The 13933-nt window shown below is 36.4% G+C and carries 14 protein-coding genes; 11 read left to right on the forward strand and 3 right to left on the reverse strand.

Annotated elements, in window-relative coordinates; translation table 11 throughout:
* Positions 1-160: 160 nt before the first annotated feature.
* Positions 161-2095 carry a BglG family transcription antiterminator gene (locus ADJ83_RS18440; protein ID WP_048718637.1) on the forward strand — a complete coding sequence of 645 codons (1935 nt, stop codon included), beginning with the start codon at positions 161-163 and terminating at the stop codon, positions 2093-2095.
* Positions 2096-2185: 90 nt separating this feature from the next.
* On the opposite strand, the gene ADJ83_RS18445 is transcribed toward ADJ83_RS18440, so the two are convergent.
* Complete coding sequence (locus ADJ83_RS18445) at positions 2186-3847, reverse strand: peptide ABC transporter substrate-binding protein (RefSeq protein WP_048718640.1); 1662 nt, start codon at positions 3845-3847, stop codon at positions 2186-2188.
* A 301-nt stretch (positions 3848-4148) separates the two neighbouring features.
* Here ADJ83_RS18445 and ADJ83_RS18450 point away from each other — a divergent pair, with 301 nt between their 5' ends.
* Both ADJ83_RS18450 and ADJ83_RS18455 read left to right on the forward strand, forming a co-directional pair.
* Positions 4149-4985 (forward strand): DUF368 domain-containing protein, encoded by an 837-nt coding sequence (locus ADJ83_RS18450; protein WP_048718642.1) that lies wholly within the window; start codon positions 4149-4151, stop codon positions 4983-4985.
* Between the two features lie 36 nt (positions 4986-5021).
* Positions 5022-5474: a GNAT family N-acetyltransferase gene (locus tag ADJ83_RS18455; RefSeq protein WP_031535442.1), complete on the forward strand. Its 453-nt coding sequence runs from the start codon at positions 5022-5024 to the stop codon at positions 5472-5474.
* 239 nt (positions 5475-5713) lie between these two features.
* Here ADJ83_RS18455 and ahpF read toward each other — a convergent pair whose 3' ends face one another.
* Positions 5714-7243, reverse strand: coding sequence for an alkyl hydroperoxide reductase subunit F (gene ahpF / locus ADJ83_RS18460; RefSeq protein ID WP_031535440.1), 1530 nt, complete (start codon positions 7241-7243; stop codon positions 5714-5716).
* A gap of 14 nt (positions 7244-7257) precedes the next feature.
* Positions 7258-7821, reverse strand: coding sequence for an alkyl hydroperoxide reductase subunit C (gene ahpC / locus ADJ83_RS18465; RefSeq protein ID WP_031535438.1), 564 nt, complete (start codon positions 7819-7821; stop codon positions 7258-7260).
* Positions 7822-8244: 423 nt separating this feature from the next.
* On the opposite strand from ahpC, the gene ADJ83_RS18470 reads away from it, so the two are divergent.
* From ADJ83_RS18470 to ADJ83_RS18505, 8 genes are read left to right on the forward strand one after another with little or no spacing between them, the layout of a single operon-like run.
* Entirely contained in the window at positions 8245-8547 is a 303-nt protein-coding gene (locus ADJ83_RS18470; protein WP_048718647.1) for an urease subunit gamma, read from the forward strand.
* A gap of 12 nt (positions 8548-8559) precedes the next feature.
* The gene (locus ADJ83_RS18475; protein WP_048718649.1) at positions 8560-8865 is read left to right on the forward strand and encodes an urease subunit beta; all 306 of its coding nucleotides are present in this window, start codon (positions 8560-8562) and stop codon (positions 8863-8865) included.
* Positions 8866-8891: 26 nt separating this feature from the next.
* Positions 8892-10601 carry an urease subunit alpha gene (gene ureC / locus ADJ83_RS18480; RefSeq protein WP_048718651.1) on the forward strand — a complete coding sequence of 570 codons (1710 nt, stop codon included), beginning with the start codon at positions 8892-8894 and terminating at the stop codon, positions 10599-10601.
* Between the two features lie 10 nt (positions 10602-10611).
* Positions 10612-11058 (forward strand): urease accessory protein UreE, encoded by a 447-nt coding sequence (gene ureE / locus ADJ83_RS18485; RefSeq protein WP_048718653.1) that lies wholly within the window; start codon positions 10612-10614, stop codon positions 11056-11058.
* On the forward strand, positions 11051-11737 hold the full coding sequence (locus ADJ83_RS18490; RefSeq protein ID WP_048718656.1) for an urease accessory protein UreF: 687 nt from the start codon (positions 11051-11053) through the stop codon (positions 11735-11737). The genes ureE and ADJ83_RS18490 overlap by 8 nt, the downstream gene beginning before the upstream one ends.
* A 33-nt stretch (positions 11738-11770) precedes the next feature.
* On the forward strand, positions 11771-12379 hold the full coding sequence (gene ureG / locus ADJ83_RS18495) for an urease accessory protein UreG (RefSeq protein ID WP_031535427.1): 609 nt from the start codon (positions 11771-11773) through the stop codon (positions 12377-12379).
* 3 nt (positions 12380-12382) lie between these two features.
* Positions 12383-13198 carry an urease accessory protein UreD gene (locus tag ADJ83_RS18500; RefSeq protein WP_031535425.1) on the forward strand — a complete coding sequence of 272 codons (816 nt, stop codon included), beginning with the start codon at positions 12383-12385 and terminating at the stop codon, positions 13196-13198.
* A gap of 30 nt (positions 13199-13228) precedes the next feature.
* Positions 13229-13873: an urease accessory protein UreH gene (locus ADJ83_RS18505; RefSeq protein WP_031535423.1), complete on the forward strand. Its 645-nt coding sequence runs from the start codon at positions 13229-13231 to the stop codon at positions 13871-13873.
* Positions 13874-13933: the final 60 nt, after the last annotated feature.

Consider the following 13933-nt stretch of genomic DNA (forward strand, 5'->3'; position numbering starts at 1 on the left):
CTTTTTGAGTAAGAATGTTTTTTGAATAGAATAATACCTCAAAAATTATTGAGCGACCAAGCTCCTATGAAATAACAAGCAACTTACCTTGTTATAATAGCTGGAAGGAATTATATTTATATAGTATTAATGTAAATTTATAAAGGAAGGAGACTTTATTTTGTTAAGCTCCCGAATGAAACAAGTTTTACGTGAATTATTGGCAGCGGATACACCTGTTACAGGCGAATATTTAGCTACTGTTAATCATGTTACTGCTCGAACAACGAGAGAAGATATTAAAAATTTAGATGCGCTATTAAACAATCATGGTGCCAAAATAATCTCTGTTATATCCAAAGGCTATACATTAGAAATTTGGGATAAGCCTGTCTTCCAACAATACTTACATTCAATCTTTGTAGAAAACACTCTGTCTCATGTTAGTATTCCTAAAACACCTGAGGATAGGGTTACCTATATTATTATCCGTTTTTTATTAAATGACCATTATCTTAAATTGGATGATCTTGCAGATGAATTATTTGTAAGTAAGTCTACGATTCAACAAGATATTAAAAATGTGAAAGAGATTCTGCAAAAATATGACATTACACTTGAGGCAAGACCAAATTATGGACTTAAGGCAGTAGGGGATGAAATAAAGGTTCGTTTTTGTTTATCAGAATATGTACTTGATCGAAAAAAACAGTCAACCAATACAATTGACAGCCCGCTTCCTTCCATTTTTGACGACGAGAATATGGAAGCTATTCAAGAAATTATTTTAAGACAAATAAAGAAGTACCAAATAACCCTTTCTGATATTGCTATAAATAATTTATTCATTCACATTGTCATTGCTCGAAAACGAATTATTAGTGGTCATTATGTGGCGATATTCCATGCAGATATGGATGAGATTGAACAACAAAGGGAATATCATGTGGCAAATGAAATTGCAAAAGAAGTAGAGGAACTATATCAAATTAAGTTTCCGCAAGCAGAAATAGCCTATATTGCCATGCATTTACTTGGAACAAAGCTAGTTACCCAGAAAAAAGGTCATATTGATCATGTGATTGAGGATGATATTCTTCAGTTAGTTGATTTTGTCTTGGCAAAGATGGAAGAAAAACTCGATTTAGGGATTTCGAAGGATGAAGAGCTTATCTTTGGCATGAGCATGCATTTGAAGCCAGCTGTTAATCGAATCAAGTATGGCATGAATATTAGAAATCCGATGTTGCAAGAGATTAAGAACAATTATCCACTTGCCTATGAGGCGGGAATTATTGCAGGACTGGCAATTAAAGAGTATACAGAAATTGAAATGGATGAGAATGAGATTGGCTATTTAGCTTTGCATATCGGTGCAGCAATGGAAAGAAAAAAATTACATTCAGGTCCAAAGCGCTGTCTTGTAGTTTGTGCTTCTGGCTTAGGAACAGCACAGTTAATTTATTACCGATTAAAATCTTATTTTGGAAGCAACTTAGAAGTGATTGGGACAACCGAATATTATATGCTTGATCAATATAATTTAAATGAGATTGATTTTATTGTAAGCTCCATTCCAATCAAGGAAAGCTTTGCTGTACCTGTGATAGAGGTAAATGCGATTCTAAAGGAAAGTGATTTAAAAGCAATTGAAAAATTTATTTTAACGCATAGTAATCATCAGCCAATGGAATCATTTTTCCTTCAAGATCTTGTCTTCTTTAAGCAAGCATTTCATACAAAAGAGGAAGTATTAGCCTTTTTACATGGACAATTAATGGAGCAAGGTTTTGTGGGTAAAGCCTTTTTAGAAGCAGTATATGAACGGGAAAAAGTGGCCCCAACCTCTTATGGGAATTTGGTTGCAATCCCACATCCAATTACTCCGCAGACAGAAAAAACATTTTTATGTGTTTGCACGTTAGAAAAGCCCATTGACTGGAATAACAATCCGGTGCAAATTGTCTTCTTGCTATGTGTGAAAAGAAATAGTCAGGAAGACTTGCAAGAAATGTATGATGTCCTTGGGAAATTTATCGAGGATCATTCGGGCGTTCATAAAATATTAAAAGCAAGCTCTTATGAGGAATTTTTACGAATAATGAAAGAAGCATAAATAAGAGGAAGTATGCACTTAAAAAATAGTTTAAAAAAAGTGGGAATCTACCTTTTCGGTAATATTCCCACTTTTTAAATAGCTTTTTTCTTATTCTGCTACGTCAGCCCACTTATACTCATAAGTTGCTCCAAATGGATTTACGAATACGTTTTGAACTTTTGGTGAAATTAGTTGTGCTCTAGATGCTTGGTAAACAGGTGCAATTGGTGCATCTTCAAATAATAATTTCTCTGCTTTTAGGAAATTTTCATAACGAGCAACATTATCTGTTGCATATTTTGTTGCAGTATCGCTAACTAACTGATCATATTCTTTATTGGAATATCCAGTTTTATTGTTTCCTCCGTCTGTAATCCACAGGTTCATGAATGTATATGGATCAAGGAAGTCTGGACCCCATCTAGAAAGTTGAAGCTCATATTGCATATTAGTATCTAAGTCAAGTCGTTGCTCTTTTGGAACTTGTTTGATGTTAACTGTTAGTCCTTCTAAGTTTGTTGATAGCTGATTAGCAACATATTGGATTAATGTTTTTGTTGTCGCATCATCATCTGCTAAAAACTCAAGCTCTACTTTATCAGTACCTAACTCTTTTAAACCTTTTGCCCAGTATTCTTTAGCTGCTTCTAAATCATAGGATACAAGATCACCGCTAACTTCACGGAAGTCTTCTCCAGTTTCTGGCATTGGAGTGAAGTCTGTTGGAACAAGTCCATCCGCTACGATAGAACCGTTATTTAAGATTTCGTTAACTAAAGCCTCTTTGTCAAATGCGCGGCTAATAGCTAGACGAATATTTTGGTTTGCTAAAGCCTCAGATGTTGTTTGGTTAAATTTAAGGAAGTAGACAAATGTATCTGCTGAAACCACATAATTCTCATCTGTTGAATATTGGTCAACTAAATCAGATGTAAGATCCATACGGTCAACAGATCCCTTTTCATATAAGTTAAGTGCTGTTTGTGGATCTTTTACTACTTCAAATGTTAATTTATCCATTTGAACTGTGCTTGCATCCCAATAATTATCGTTCTTTGCAAGTACCCATGAATTACTTGTGCTATCCCAATCGGACATTGTGTAAGGTCCGTTTGCTAATAGGCTTTCAGAACTTGTTGCAAAGCTATCCCCTTTTTCCTCCACAAACTTTTGATTAAGTGGTAAGAATGTGCCGAATGTAGTTAATGTTTCAAAATAAGGAGTTGGGTTTTCTAATTCTACAACAAGTGTATAATCTCCATCAGCCTTTACTCCTAGTTGGTCAACAGCAAGTTCACCACTGCTGATAGCAGAAGCATTTTTGATTACGCCATTCATCATATATGGACCATATTCTGATCCAGTATCAGGATTGACAGCACGTTGCCATGCGTAAACAAAGTCATTTGCTGTAACTGGCTCTCCATTTGACCACTTAGCATCTTCTCTTAATGTAAAAGTCCAAGTTAAACCATCTTCACTAACGGAATGCTTTGTAGCAATACCAGGTGATGGTTGTGTATCTTTATCTAAGCGGTAAAGACCTTCCATAGTAGCTCCTAAATAGATAAATGAAGATTCATCTGTAGCTAAAGATGGATCCATTGATGGAATGGCCTCAGGATTTAAAAAGTTAAGGACCTTTTCGCCGGAATTTTTTTCATCGTCGTCTGCATCTGTAGAAACGTTGGTATTATCACCAGAGCATGCTGCTAATACACTTAGCACAAATGCGAAAGTGAGAAGTAATAACCAATTTTTTCGCTTCATGAAGTATTCCCCCTATTATTTATGTTGGTTAATTCTGAATATTGTATATGTAAAGAACATTCAAAACTATAAAAATGATTATACCTATTAATTAGTCAATTTGTAAAGTATTGTTGGATAATTATTGAAGAGATTAATATATATGGGGATGATTTCTTTGTTTTTATTGCATAGTATATTTTTTTATTTAGAAAAAAATAAGATACTAGAAAATATGGTATGATAGAATTGGAAAATAGTTTGTAAACTATTCAAAATGTGTAAATCTATGAGCGGATTGATAGGGAGGAAATAAGAATTAATGGAATGGAAGAATTTATATAGAGGCTTTATTATGGGAATTAGTGATTTAATACCTGGTGTGAGTGGTGGAACAATTGCCGTCATTTTGGGTATTTATGATCGTTTGCTAGATGCCATCAGTGGTTTTTTTAGTAAACGCTGGAAAGAGCAATTAGGTTTTTTAATACCGTTAGCGGTCGGAATGGGTACTGCTCTTTTATTGTTAAGCAGATTGATTGAATTTTTATTGGAAAATTATCATGAGCCAACACAATTCTTTTTTATTGGATTAATCATTGGTGTCATTCCACTTATGCTTAAGCAGGCACAGCCGAAAAAAAACTTTGGTTCCCGACATTATATTATTCTAGCATTAGCGGCTATTCTAATTGCTTCAATGGCTTTTTTAAACCCAGAAAAGACTACCGAACCAATAACCTCTTTATCTTTATTATCGGTCATTGGGTTATTTTTCTCTGGCTGGCTTGCTAGTATGGCAATGTTGCTTCCTGGAATTAGTGGCTCGTTTATTTTACTGCTGCTTGGTGTATATTCAACAGCCATTAATGCATTATCTACATTAAATATCCCAGTAATCTTGGTTATTGGACTTGGTGCAGTAGTTGGATTTATTGGAAGTAGTAAAGGGATTAAATATTCACTATCCCATTTTCCGCATATCACTTATGCAATCATTATAGGGCTAATTCTTGGCTCTCTTTTCGTTGTTTTTCCAGGAATGGTTACAGGAATAACAACCCTTATATTCTGCTTGATTACTTTTATATTAGGCCTTAGTGTAACAATGCTTTTTGGTTCGGAAAAAAAGCTTATTAAAGGAAAATCTGATAAATAATAACAGATTAACGTTTATAGGAAAGAGAGAGATTGGATGAAATATCGCAAAGCGACTGTTGACGATATCAACTTGCTAGTGGAAATGAGGAAAATTCAATTAGTTGATGAAGGAATTAAAGCTGATAAAGATATTGATAACGAGCTGAAAACTTTCTTTCAGAAGAAATTAGCTGAAGGAACTCTTATTCAATGGGTAGTAGAGGTAGAGGAGCAAAACGAGATCATAGCAACAGGAGCAATTGTTATTTATGACTTTCCTCCTTCCTATACTAATAAGAGTGGAAAAAAAGCTTATGTAACCAATATGTATACGAAAAATGATTATCGTGGAAAAGGAATTGCTACAAGTCTATTAACAAAATTAGTAGACGAAGCCAAAAACTTAAACATTACGAAAATGTGGCTAGGTGCTTCAAAGCTTGGTAGACCTGTTTATAAGAAGTTCGGCTTTAAGGAAACAGATGAGTGGATGGAGTTGGAGCTATAAAGAGAAAAAGGCTGTCCTGCTTTAGAGGGCAGTTTTTTTTAATTGTTGAGGGGTTTTTTATCAACAGTTTGTAGGCGAGAGTGGAGTTTGATTAAAGACCGTTTTGTTAGGAAAAAGGGAGGAAAGTAACAGAGAAAGCTAGCTCAGCAAAGAAATTTGCTAAAACAATCCACAACCTTAATCAAAATTTACAAAATAAAAGGAGCCTCCCAAAAAAGGAGGCTCCTTATCAAAATCTATTAATTACGAATCAAATAATCAAAAGCACCTAAAGAAGCAGTTGCACCTGAACCCATAGAAATAATGATTTGCTTATAAGCACTGTCTGTACAATCTCCAGCTGCAAATACACCTGGTAGGCTTGTAGCGCCATGCTTATCAACAAGAATTTCACCCATTCTATTACGTTCAACAGTACCTTCTAACCAATCTGTATTAGGAACAAGACCGATTTGAACGAATACACCTGCAAGCTCGACATGTTTTTCTTCGCCTGTTTCACGTTCAATATAAGTAATACCGTCAACTTTATCAGTACCAGTAATTTCTTTTGTTTGAACATTTTTAAGAACTGTTACATTTGGTAGGCTATAAAGACGCTCTTGTAAAACAGAGTCAGCTTTTAATTCTGACATGAATTCAAGTACTGTTACGTGTTTCACAATTCCTGCCAAGTCAATAGCAGCTTCAATTCCTGAGTTACCGCCACCAATTACAGCAACATCTTTTCCAGTGAATAATGGTCCATCACAGTGTGGGCAATATGCTACACCTTTGTTCTTAAATTCTGCTTCACCAGGTACGCCAACATTGCGCCAGCGAGCGCCAGTTGATAGAATAACAGATTTACTTTTAAGTACCGCACCATTTTCTAACTCGATTTCTATTAAATCTTTTTTCTCTAGGCGTTTAGCACGTTGAAGGTTCATAACATCAATGTTATATTCTTTGACATGTTCTTCTAAACTAGCAGCAAGTTTTGGACCTTCTGTTTGTTTCACACTAATGAAGTTTTCGATAGCTAAAGTGTCCATAATTTGACCACCGAAGCGCTCTGCAACAATACCTGTGCGAATTCCTTTACGAGCAGCATAGATTGCAGCGCTTGCTCCAGCAGGACCACCACCGACTACTAATACATCAAAAGGATCTTTGTCAGCAAATTCAGAAGCATCAGCTGTGCTACCCATTTTTGCTAAAATTTCTTCTAATGACATACGACCACTGCCGAATGATTCTCCATTAAGGAAAACAGTAGGGACAGCCATGATATCCTTGCTTTCTACTTCTTCTTTGAAAGCTGCCCCATCAATCATTGTATGTGTGATGCCAGGGTTTAATAGACTCATCACATTCAATGCTTGCACAACATCAGGACAGTTATGGCAAGTTAAGCTAATGTAAGATTCAAAGCGATATTCACCTTTGATTGCTTTAATTTGATCGATTGCTTTTTGGTCTACTTTAGGAGCTCTACCACTTACTTGAAGTAAAGCCAATACTAAGGAAGTAAATTCATGACCAAGAGGGATACCGGCAAAAGTGATTCCAGTGTCCTCACCGACACGATTTACACTAAAGCTTGGTGTTCTCTCTAATTGGGTATTTTCTACTTTAATGTATGAAGACATGGTAGCTAGTTCATCAACTAGTGCTAGCATGTCGCGGGAAACATCATCAGAACCCGCGCTAACCTTAAGAACCACATCGCCTTCCATCATTTGCAGATATTGATTCAGTTGCCCTTTTATCTCATTATCTAATAACATATAGAGCCACTCCCTTAAATTTTACCAACAAGGTCTAGGCTTGGCTTAAGTGTTGTGCTACCTTCTTGCCATTTTGCTGGGCAAACTTCACCTGGATTGTTGCGAACATATTGTGCAGCTTTAATTTTGTTTACAAGTGTGCTAGCGTCACGGCCGATGCCATCTGCGTTGATTTCAACAGCTTGGATTTTACCATCTGGATCGATAATGAACGTTCCGCGATCTGCAAGACCAGCTTCTTCGTTTAGAATTTCAAAGTCACGAGAGATTTTTTGTGTTGGGTCACCAATCATGATGTATTCGATTTTACCGATAGCATCTGAATGATCATGCCATGCTTTATGTGTGAAATGAGTGTCTGTAGAAACAGAGTACACTTCTACACCAAGGTCTTTTAATGTAGCATATTCATTTTGTAAGTCTTCTAGTTCAGTTGGGCAAACGAAAGTGAAATCAGCTGGGTAGAAACAGAAAATGCTCCATTTACCTTTTAAGTTTTCTTCTGTTACTTCAATAAATTCACCTTTTTGAAATGCTTGAGCTTTAAATGGTGCAACTTCTCTTCCAATAATTGACATCTTTTAAATTCCTCCTATTATGAATAAAATTTATTACTAGTTTAGACGAATAATCCAAACTTATGCAAATAATAATTATTACAATTCAACATTTATTATTATATAAACCTAATTATTTTGTCAAGGATAAGATAGAACTTAATAATAATTATTTTAATTTTTATATACCATATTTCTCGCTTCCTTTTGTAAAAAGTAGATAACATTCGTATGAAATTTAAGTTATTTTTGTTGCATATTCAGTGATTTTCATTTGTTAAGGGTTTTTCTCAATTAAGGACCATAAACAAAATTTATTCGTAAAAGTCGTTCCCTCTACTAAACTTGTAGAAGGAATTTTAATCGTTTTAGTAGAAAACAGTATATAATAATTTTCGATAATTTAAAAAATTAAGTTATTTTATGGCGGGAAGGAAGTTTAAGATGAAACTAACATCTAAGGAAATGGAAAAATTAATGATTGTAGTTGCTGCAGATCTTGCCCGTCGCCGGCAAGGTAGAGGCTTGAAATTAAATTATCCAGAATCGATTGCCATTATTACATATGAAGTCTTAGAGGGTGCGAGAGACGGCAAAACAGTAGCAGAGCTGATGCAATATGGAGCAACTATATTGAAAAGAGAGGATGTAATGGAAGGCATCCCGGAAATGATCCCAGATATACAGGTAGAGGCAACCTTTCCTGATGGAACGAAGCTTGTTACCGTTCATAATCCCATACGATAAAGGAGAAGTGCAATGATTCCTGGTGAATACGTTTTGAAAAAGGAAGAAATTATTTGCAATGAAGGAAAAAATGCTATCACAGTAAAAGTGTTAAATAAAGGAGATCGTCCCGTTCAGGTTGGTTCTCATTTTCACTTTTATGAAGTAAATAATTCCTTGCAGTTTAGTAGAGAGGAGGCAGTTGGAATGCATTTAAATATCCCAGCCGGTACTGCTGTCCGCTTTGAACCAGGAGACGAAAAGGAAGTGCGGCTTGTTCCCTTTTCAGGGCAGAGAAAGGTCTATGGTTTAAACAATCTAACAAATGGTTTGGTATAAGAGATTGCGAGAAAGGAGGCTTATTAATGAGTTTTCGGATGACGAGAAATCAATATGCAGATATGTTTGGCCCAACAGTTGGAGACGCTATTCGCTTAGCAGATACAGAACTTTTTTTAGAGATAGAAAAAGACTACACGATATACGGAGATGAAGTAAAGTTTGGTGGGGGAAAAGTAATACGTGACGGGATGGGACAGCACCCGCTGGCTACACGGAAGGATACGGTTGACCTTGTCCTAACAAATGCCATTATTCTTGATTACACAGGAATATATAAGGCGGATATTGGCGTAAAAGATGGGAAAATTACAGCAATCGGAAAAGCTGGAAATCCTTTGTTGATGGATAGTGTCAATATAGTGATTGGAGCTGCTACAGAAGTAATTGCCGCAGAAGGAAAGATAGTTACGGCTGGTGGGATTGATGCACATATCCATTTTATCTGTCCTCAACAAATAGAAACGGCCCTTAGTTCAGGAGTTACTACAATGATTGGTGGAGGTACTGGTCCTGCAACAGGAACGAATGCAACGACATGTACACCGGGAGCTTGGAATATTCATCGTATGCTTGAGGCAGCAGAAGCCTTTCCGATGAATTTAGGGTTTCTTGGAAAAGGAAATGCATCAAGTGAAGACGCGTTGGCAGAGCAAATTGAAGCAGGAGCGATAGGCTTGAAGCTGCATGAGGATTGGGGGACTACAACTGCAGCTATTGATACAAGTTTAAAAGTTGCGGATAAATATGATGTGCAGGTAGCGATACATACAGATACTTTAAATGAAGGCGGCTTTGTTGAAGATACCATTGCTGCCATTGATGGACGAGTAATCCATACTTATCATACAGAAGGCGCAGGTGGGGGCCACGCACCAGACATTATAAAGGCAGCTAGTTATTCTAATATTTTGCCATCTTCTACAAATCCAACAAGACCTTATACGATAAATACACTGGAAGAGCATTTAGATATGCTGATGGTTTGTCATCACTTAGATCCATCCGTTCCGGAAGATATTGCATTTGCTGATTCTCGTATTCGCAAAGAAACCATTGCAGCAGAAGATATTCTTCATGACTTAGGCATCTTCAGCATGATTTCATCAGACTCTCAAGCTATGGGAAGGATAGGGGAAGTAATTACTAGAACATGGCAAACAGCGGATAAGATGAAAAAGCAAAGAGGGAAACTGGAGGAAGACAAGGGAGTTGGCGACAACTTTCGTCTAAAGCGATATGTATCAAAATATACGATTAATCCAGCAATTGTTCATGGAATTTCTGATTATGTTGGATCCATTGAAGTAGGAAAATTAGCTGATTTAGTTGTATGGGATCCTGCTTTCTTCGGAGTGAAACCGGATCTTATTTTAAAAGGAGGATTAATTGCTCATAGCATAATGGGGGATCCTAATGCTAGTATTCCCACACCACAGCCTGTTTTTTATCGGCCGATGTTTGCAAGTTTCGGTCGTGCAAAATATCAAACCTCGATGACATTTGTTTCAAAAGCAGCCTATGAAAAAGGAATTCATCAAGCGCTTAATTTGCAAAAAATAGTTAAGCCTGTTGCTGGAATAAGAAAATTAAAAAAAGCAGATATGCTTTTTAACGGAGAGACGCCAACCATTGAAGTTGATCCGCAAACCTATGAAGTAAAGGTGGATGGAAAGCTTGCGACATGCGAGCCAGCAAAGACGCTGCCAATGGCACAGCGATATTTTTTATTTTGAGGTGATTAAGATGATTATTGAAAAGATTGTTGGAAATATAGCAACATTAGAAAAAAGAGCAAATCACGTAGAAAGAGTTTATTTGCACAGCGATGATTTATTAAAAAGAGTCCAGCGAGTTGTGACAGACCATGGAAAGGAAATCGGCATTCGCTTAGCAGATAAGAGGGACCTCCTTGATGGAGATGTATTATACATGGATGATAAGAATATGATTGTCATTTCTGTGAAGGAAGATGATGTTCTAACCATTCAGCCATTAAGCATCCAGCAAATGGGTGAAATTGCACACCAGCTTGGAAACCGTCATTTACCTGCACAATTTGAAGGCAATGAAATGATTGTTCAATATGATTATTTGGTAGAAGAATTATTACAGCAATTATTAATTCCCTATAAAAGAGAGAATCGAAAGGTAAAGCAGGCCTTCCGCCATATTGGGCATAGCCATGACTAATTCTTTATATCCATTGCTGCAGCTAAGTGATTCTAACTTTCCTTCAGGGGCTTTTTCTCACTCCTTTGGCTTGGAAACATATATCCAAGAAGGGACAGTGACGGATAAGCACAGCTTTTATAAGGCATTAACAATTTATTTAAAGAAACAGCTCGTCTATGTAGATGGTCTTGCCTTTCACTTAGCATATGAAGGAATCGCAACAAGTAGCTGGGATAAAGTTTTAGAAGTAGATAGAATTTTATACGTTTCCTCTCTAGCTGAAGAAACAAGAATGGGAAATAAAAGAATGGGGGAAAGGATGGCTAAGCTCTGCCAAGACCTCTATCACTCTGCTAATATAACAAAATATATTTCCCATATAAAAGAAAAGGATGCTTTTGGACATACAAGCATTGTATTTGCGATTCTTGCTCACTATTTGAATGTGGAAGAAGTGCTTGCTATGAAAACCTATCTTTTTACATCCGTCTCTTCCCTTGTTCAAAATGCTGTGCGCGGCATCCCTTTAGGACAAACCAATGGACAAAAGATACTGGTTGAAATCCAGCCGTTAATAGATACGTGTGTGGATACCATTATGGGGTTAACAATAGATGATTTTGCGAGTGTTAGTCCCGGACTTGAGATAGCACAAATGAGGCATGAACAGTTACATGTCCGTCTTTTTATGTCATAAGTTTAATTATTTAGCAAATGGAGAGTGAAATAAATGGAAGCAATACGAATTGGAATCGGAGGCCCAGTTGGTGCAGGGAAAACGATGCTTGTTGAAAAATTAACTCGTTCTATGCAACATGAGCTTAGCATGGCCGTTGTAACAAATGATATTTATACGAAAGAGGATGCATTATTTTTACTGAAAAATGGTGTGTTGCCAGAAGATCGAGTTATCGGTGTAGAAACAGGAGGATGTCCTCACACCGCCATTAGAGAGGATGCGTCAATGAATTTTGCAGCTATTGATGAGCTAAAGGAATTACATCCAGACTTAGAGCTAATATTTGTCGAAAGTGGTGGAGATAACTTGGCTGCAACCTTTAGTCCAGAGCTTGTAGATTTTTCTATTTATATTATTGACGTAGCTCAAGGAGAAAAAATCCCACGAAAAGGTGGGCAAGGGATGATTAAATCGGACTTGTTTATTATTAATAAAATTGATTTAGCTCCATATGTTGGTGCGAGCTTGGAAGTGATGGAGCGAGATACGATTGCAGCAAGAGGAGAGAAGCCTTATATTTTTACAAACTTGAAAGAGGAAATTGGACTTTCAGAAGTAGTGGAATGGATTAAAAAGCAAGCATTTCTCATTGGACTATAGATAATGACTTATACAGGTGTTTTGCAATTTTCTGCAAAGAAAAGACAACATAAAACAGTGCTTAGTGATTGTTATTATGAAGGAGCTATGAAAATTACGCGGCCAGTTTATTTAGAAGAAAGTGCACCATCCATTTATTGTATTCATGTAGGAGGAGGTTATGTGGATGGAGATAGATATAAAACATCCATTTGTGTGGAGGAAGACGCCGCAATCTCTGTTACCACCCAATCCTCTACAAAAATATATCGAACACCAATGGACTATGTGAAGCAAGATACGGTGATTACCCTTGAAAGAAATAGTATATTAGAACACTTTCCTGATCCTATAATCGCTTATGAACAAGCTAAATATTTTCAAAATACAGTTGTACATATGGAAGAAGGATCCTGTTATTTTGCTAGTGATATCATCACTCCTGGATGGGCGGCGGATGGGAGTTTCTTTAAATATGCATGGATTCGCTCCAAGCAAAAAATATATAGAAATAATAAACTAATCTTCTTTGATCATCTTTATTTGAAACCGGAAGAAGACTTTACATCTATTATGCAAATGGAAGGTTTTACCCATATTGGAACACTTGTACTTGTACATGACCAAGCGGATCGCTCCTTTTATCAAGAATTGAATCACTTAGTGGAAAAGGAGGAAGAGGATATCCGCCTTGGTATTTCCAAACTACCTGAAAATGGAGTCATTTTACGCATTTTAGCTTGTAATACCGGAGTAATTGAGAGAATCTTTCAATCAGTGCATACCTATGCACGGAAGTTTCTTTTAGGAAAAGAAGCACTTAGATGGAGAAAATACTAACATAATAAGTCAAACGGAGGAACATCAATAATGGAATTTGGATTGCTGTCCATCTTATTATTTGGACTAATACTTGGATTTAAGCATGCATTAGAACCAGATCATGTAATTGCAGTTTCTACGATTGCGAGTAGAAGCAAAAATTTATGGAATTCCTCTTTGTCTGGGGTATTTTGGGGAATTGGACATACCTTTACATTATTTGTATTTGGGTTAATTGTCATTGGATTAAAACAGGAAATATCAGATCCAGTAGCGATGTCTTTGGAATTTATAGTTGGCATCGTCCTTGTTTATTTAGGAATTTCAAATGTTTTTTTAAAAGAAAGAAAAACACATTCCCATCACAGAAATGGAGCAACTTCTTATTGGAAGTCCACTTTATTAGGATTAGTTCATGGGCTTGCGGGAAGTGCAGCAATGGTTCTATTAACGATGAGTACAGTACATACCATATGGGAAGGTGCAATTTATATCATTATTTTTGGTATAGGGACCTGTGTCGGCATGTTACTATTTACTACTGTATTAGGTGTCCCATTTGTATTCTCAAACAAAGGGGTAATGGTAAATGCCCTTTTTACAAAAATCACAGGAAGCATCAGTATCCTATTTGGAATTTATTATATGTATAACATCGGAATCAATGATGGTTTATTTAAGATTTGGATATAAGATCAGTAAAAGGGTCAAAAGATATTACGATATCTTTTGACCCTTTTACTCCCCACTTTA

This window comes from Bacillus sp. 522_BSPC (assembly GCF_001076885.1).
In the GTDB taxonomy this organism is placed as follows: Bacteria; Bacillota; Bacilli; order Bacillales; family Cytobacillaceae; genus Niallia; species Niallia hominis.

Bases quoted from the DNA above. Each gene is read 5' to 3' on its own strand.
- ADJ83_RS18445 (WP_048718640.1), bottom strand. From the start codon at position 3,847: ATGAAGCGAAAAAATTGGTTATTACTTCTCACTTTCGCATTTGTGCTA.
- ADJ83_RS18450 (WP_048718642.1), top strand. From the start codon at position 4,149: ATGGAATGGAAGAATTTATATAGAGGCTTTATTATGGGAATTAGTGAT.
- ADJ83_RS18455 (WP_031535442.1), top strand. From the start codon at position 5,022: ATGAAATATCGCAAAGCGACTGTTGACGATATCAACTTGCTAGTGGAA.
- ahpF (WP_031535440.1), bottom strand. From the start codon at position 7,243: ATGTTATTAGATAATGAGATAAAAGGGCAACTGAATCAATATCTGCAA.
- ahpC (WP_031535438.1), bottom strand. From the start codon at position 7,821: ATGTCAATTATTGGAAGAGAAGTTGCACCATTTAAAGCTCAAGCATTT.
- ADJ83_RS18470 (WP_048718647.1), top strand. From the start codon at position 8,245: ATGAAACTAACATCTAAGGAAATGGAAAAATTAATGATTGTAGTTGCT.
- ADJ83_RS18475 (WP_048718649.1), top strand. From the start codon at position 8,560: ATGATTCCTGGTGAATACGTTTTGAAAAAGGAAGAAATTATTTGCAAT.
- ureC (WP_048718651.1), top strand. From the start codon at position 8,892: ATGAGTTTTCGGATGACGAGAAATCAATATGCAGATATGTTTGGCCCA.
- ureE (WP_048718653.1), top strand. From the start codon at position 10,612: ATGATTATTGAAAAGATTGTTGGAAATATAGCAACATTAGAAAAAAGA.
- ADJ83_RS18490 (WP_048718656.1), top strand. From the start codon at position 11,051: ATGACTAATTCTTTATATCCATTGCTGCAGCTAAGTGATTCTAACTTT.
- ureG (WP_031535427.1), top strand. From the start codon at position 11,771: ATGGAAGCAATACGAATTGGAATCGGAGGCCCAGTTGGTGCAGGGAAA.
- ADJ83_RS18500 (WP_031535425.1), top strand. From the start codon at position 12,383: ATGACTTATACAGGTGTTTTGCAATTTTCTGCAAAGAAAAGACAACAT.
- ADJ83_RS18505 (WP_031535423.1), top strand. From the start codon at position 13,229: ATGGAATTTGGATTGCTGTCCATCTTATTATTTGGACTAATACTTGGA.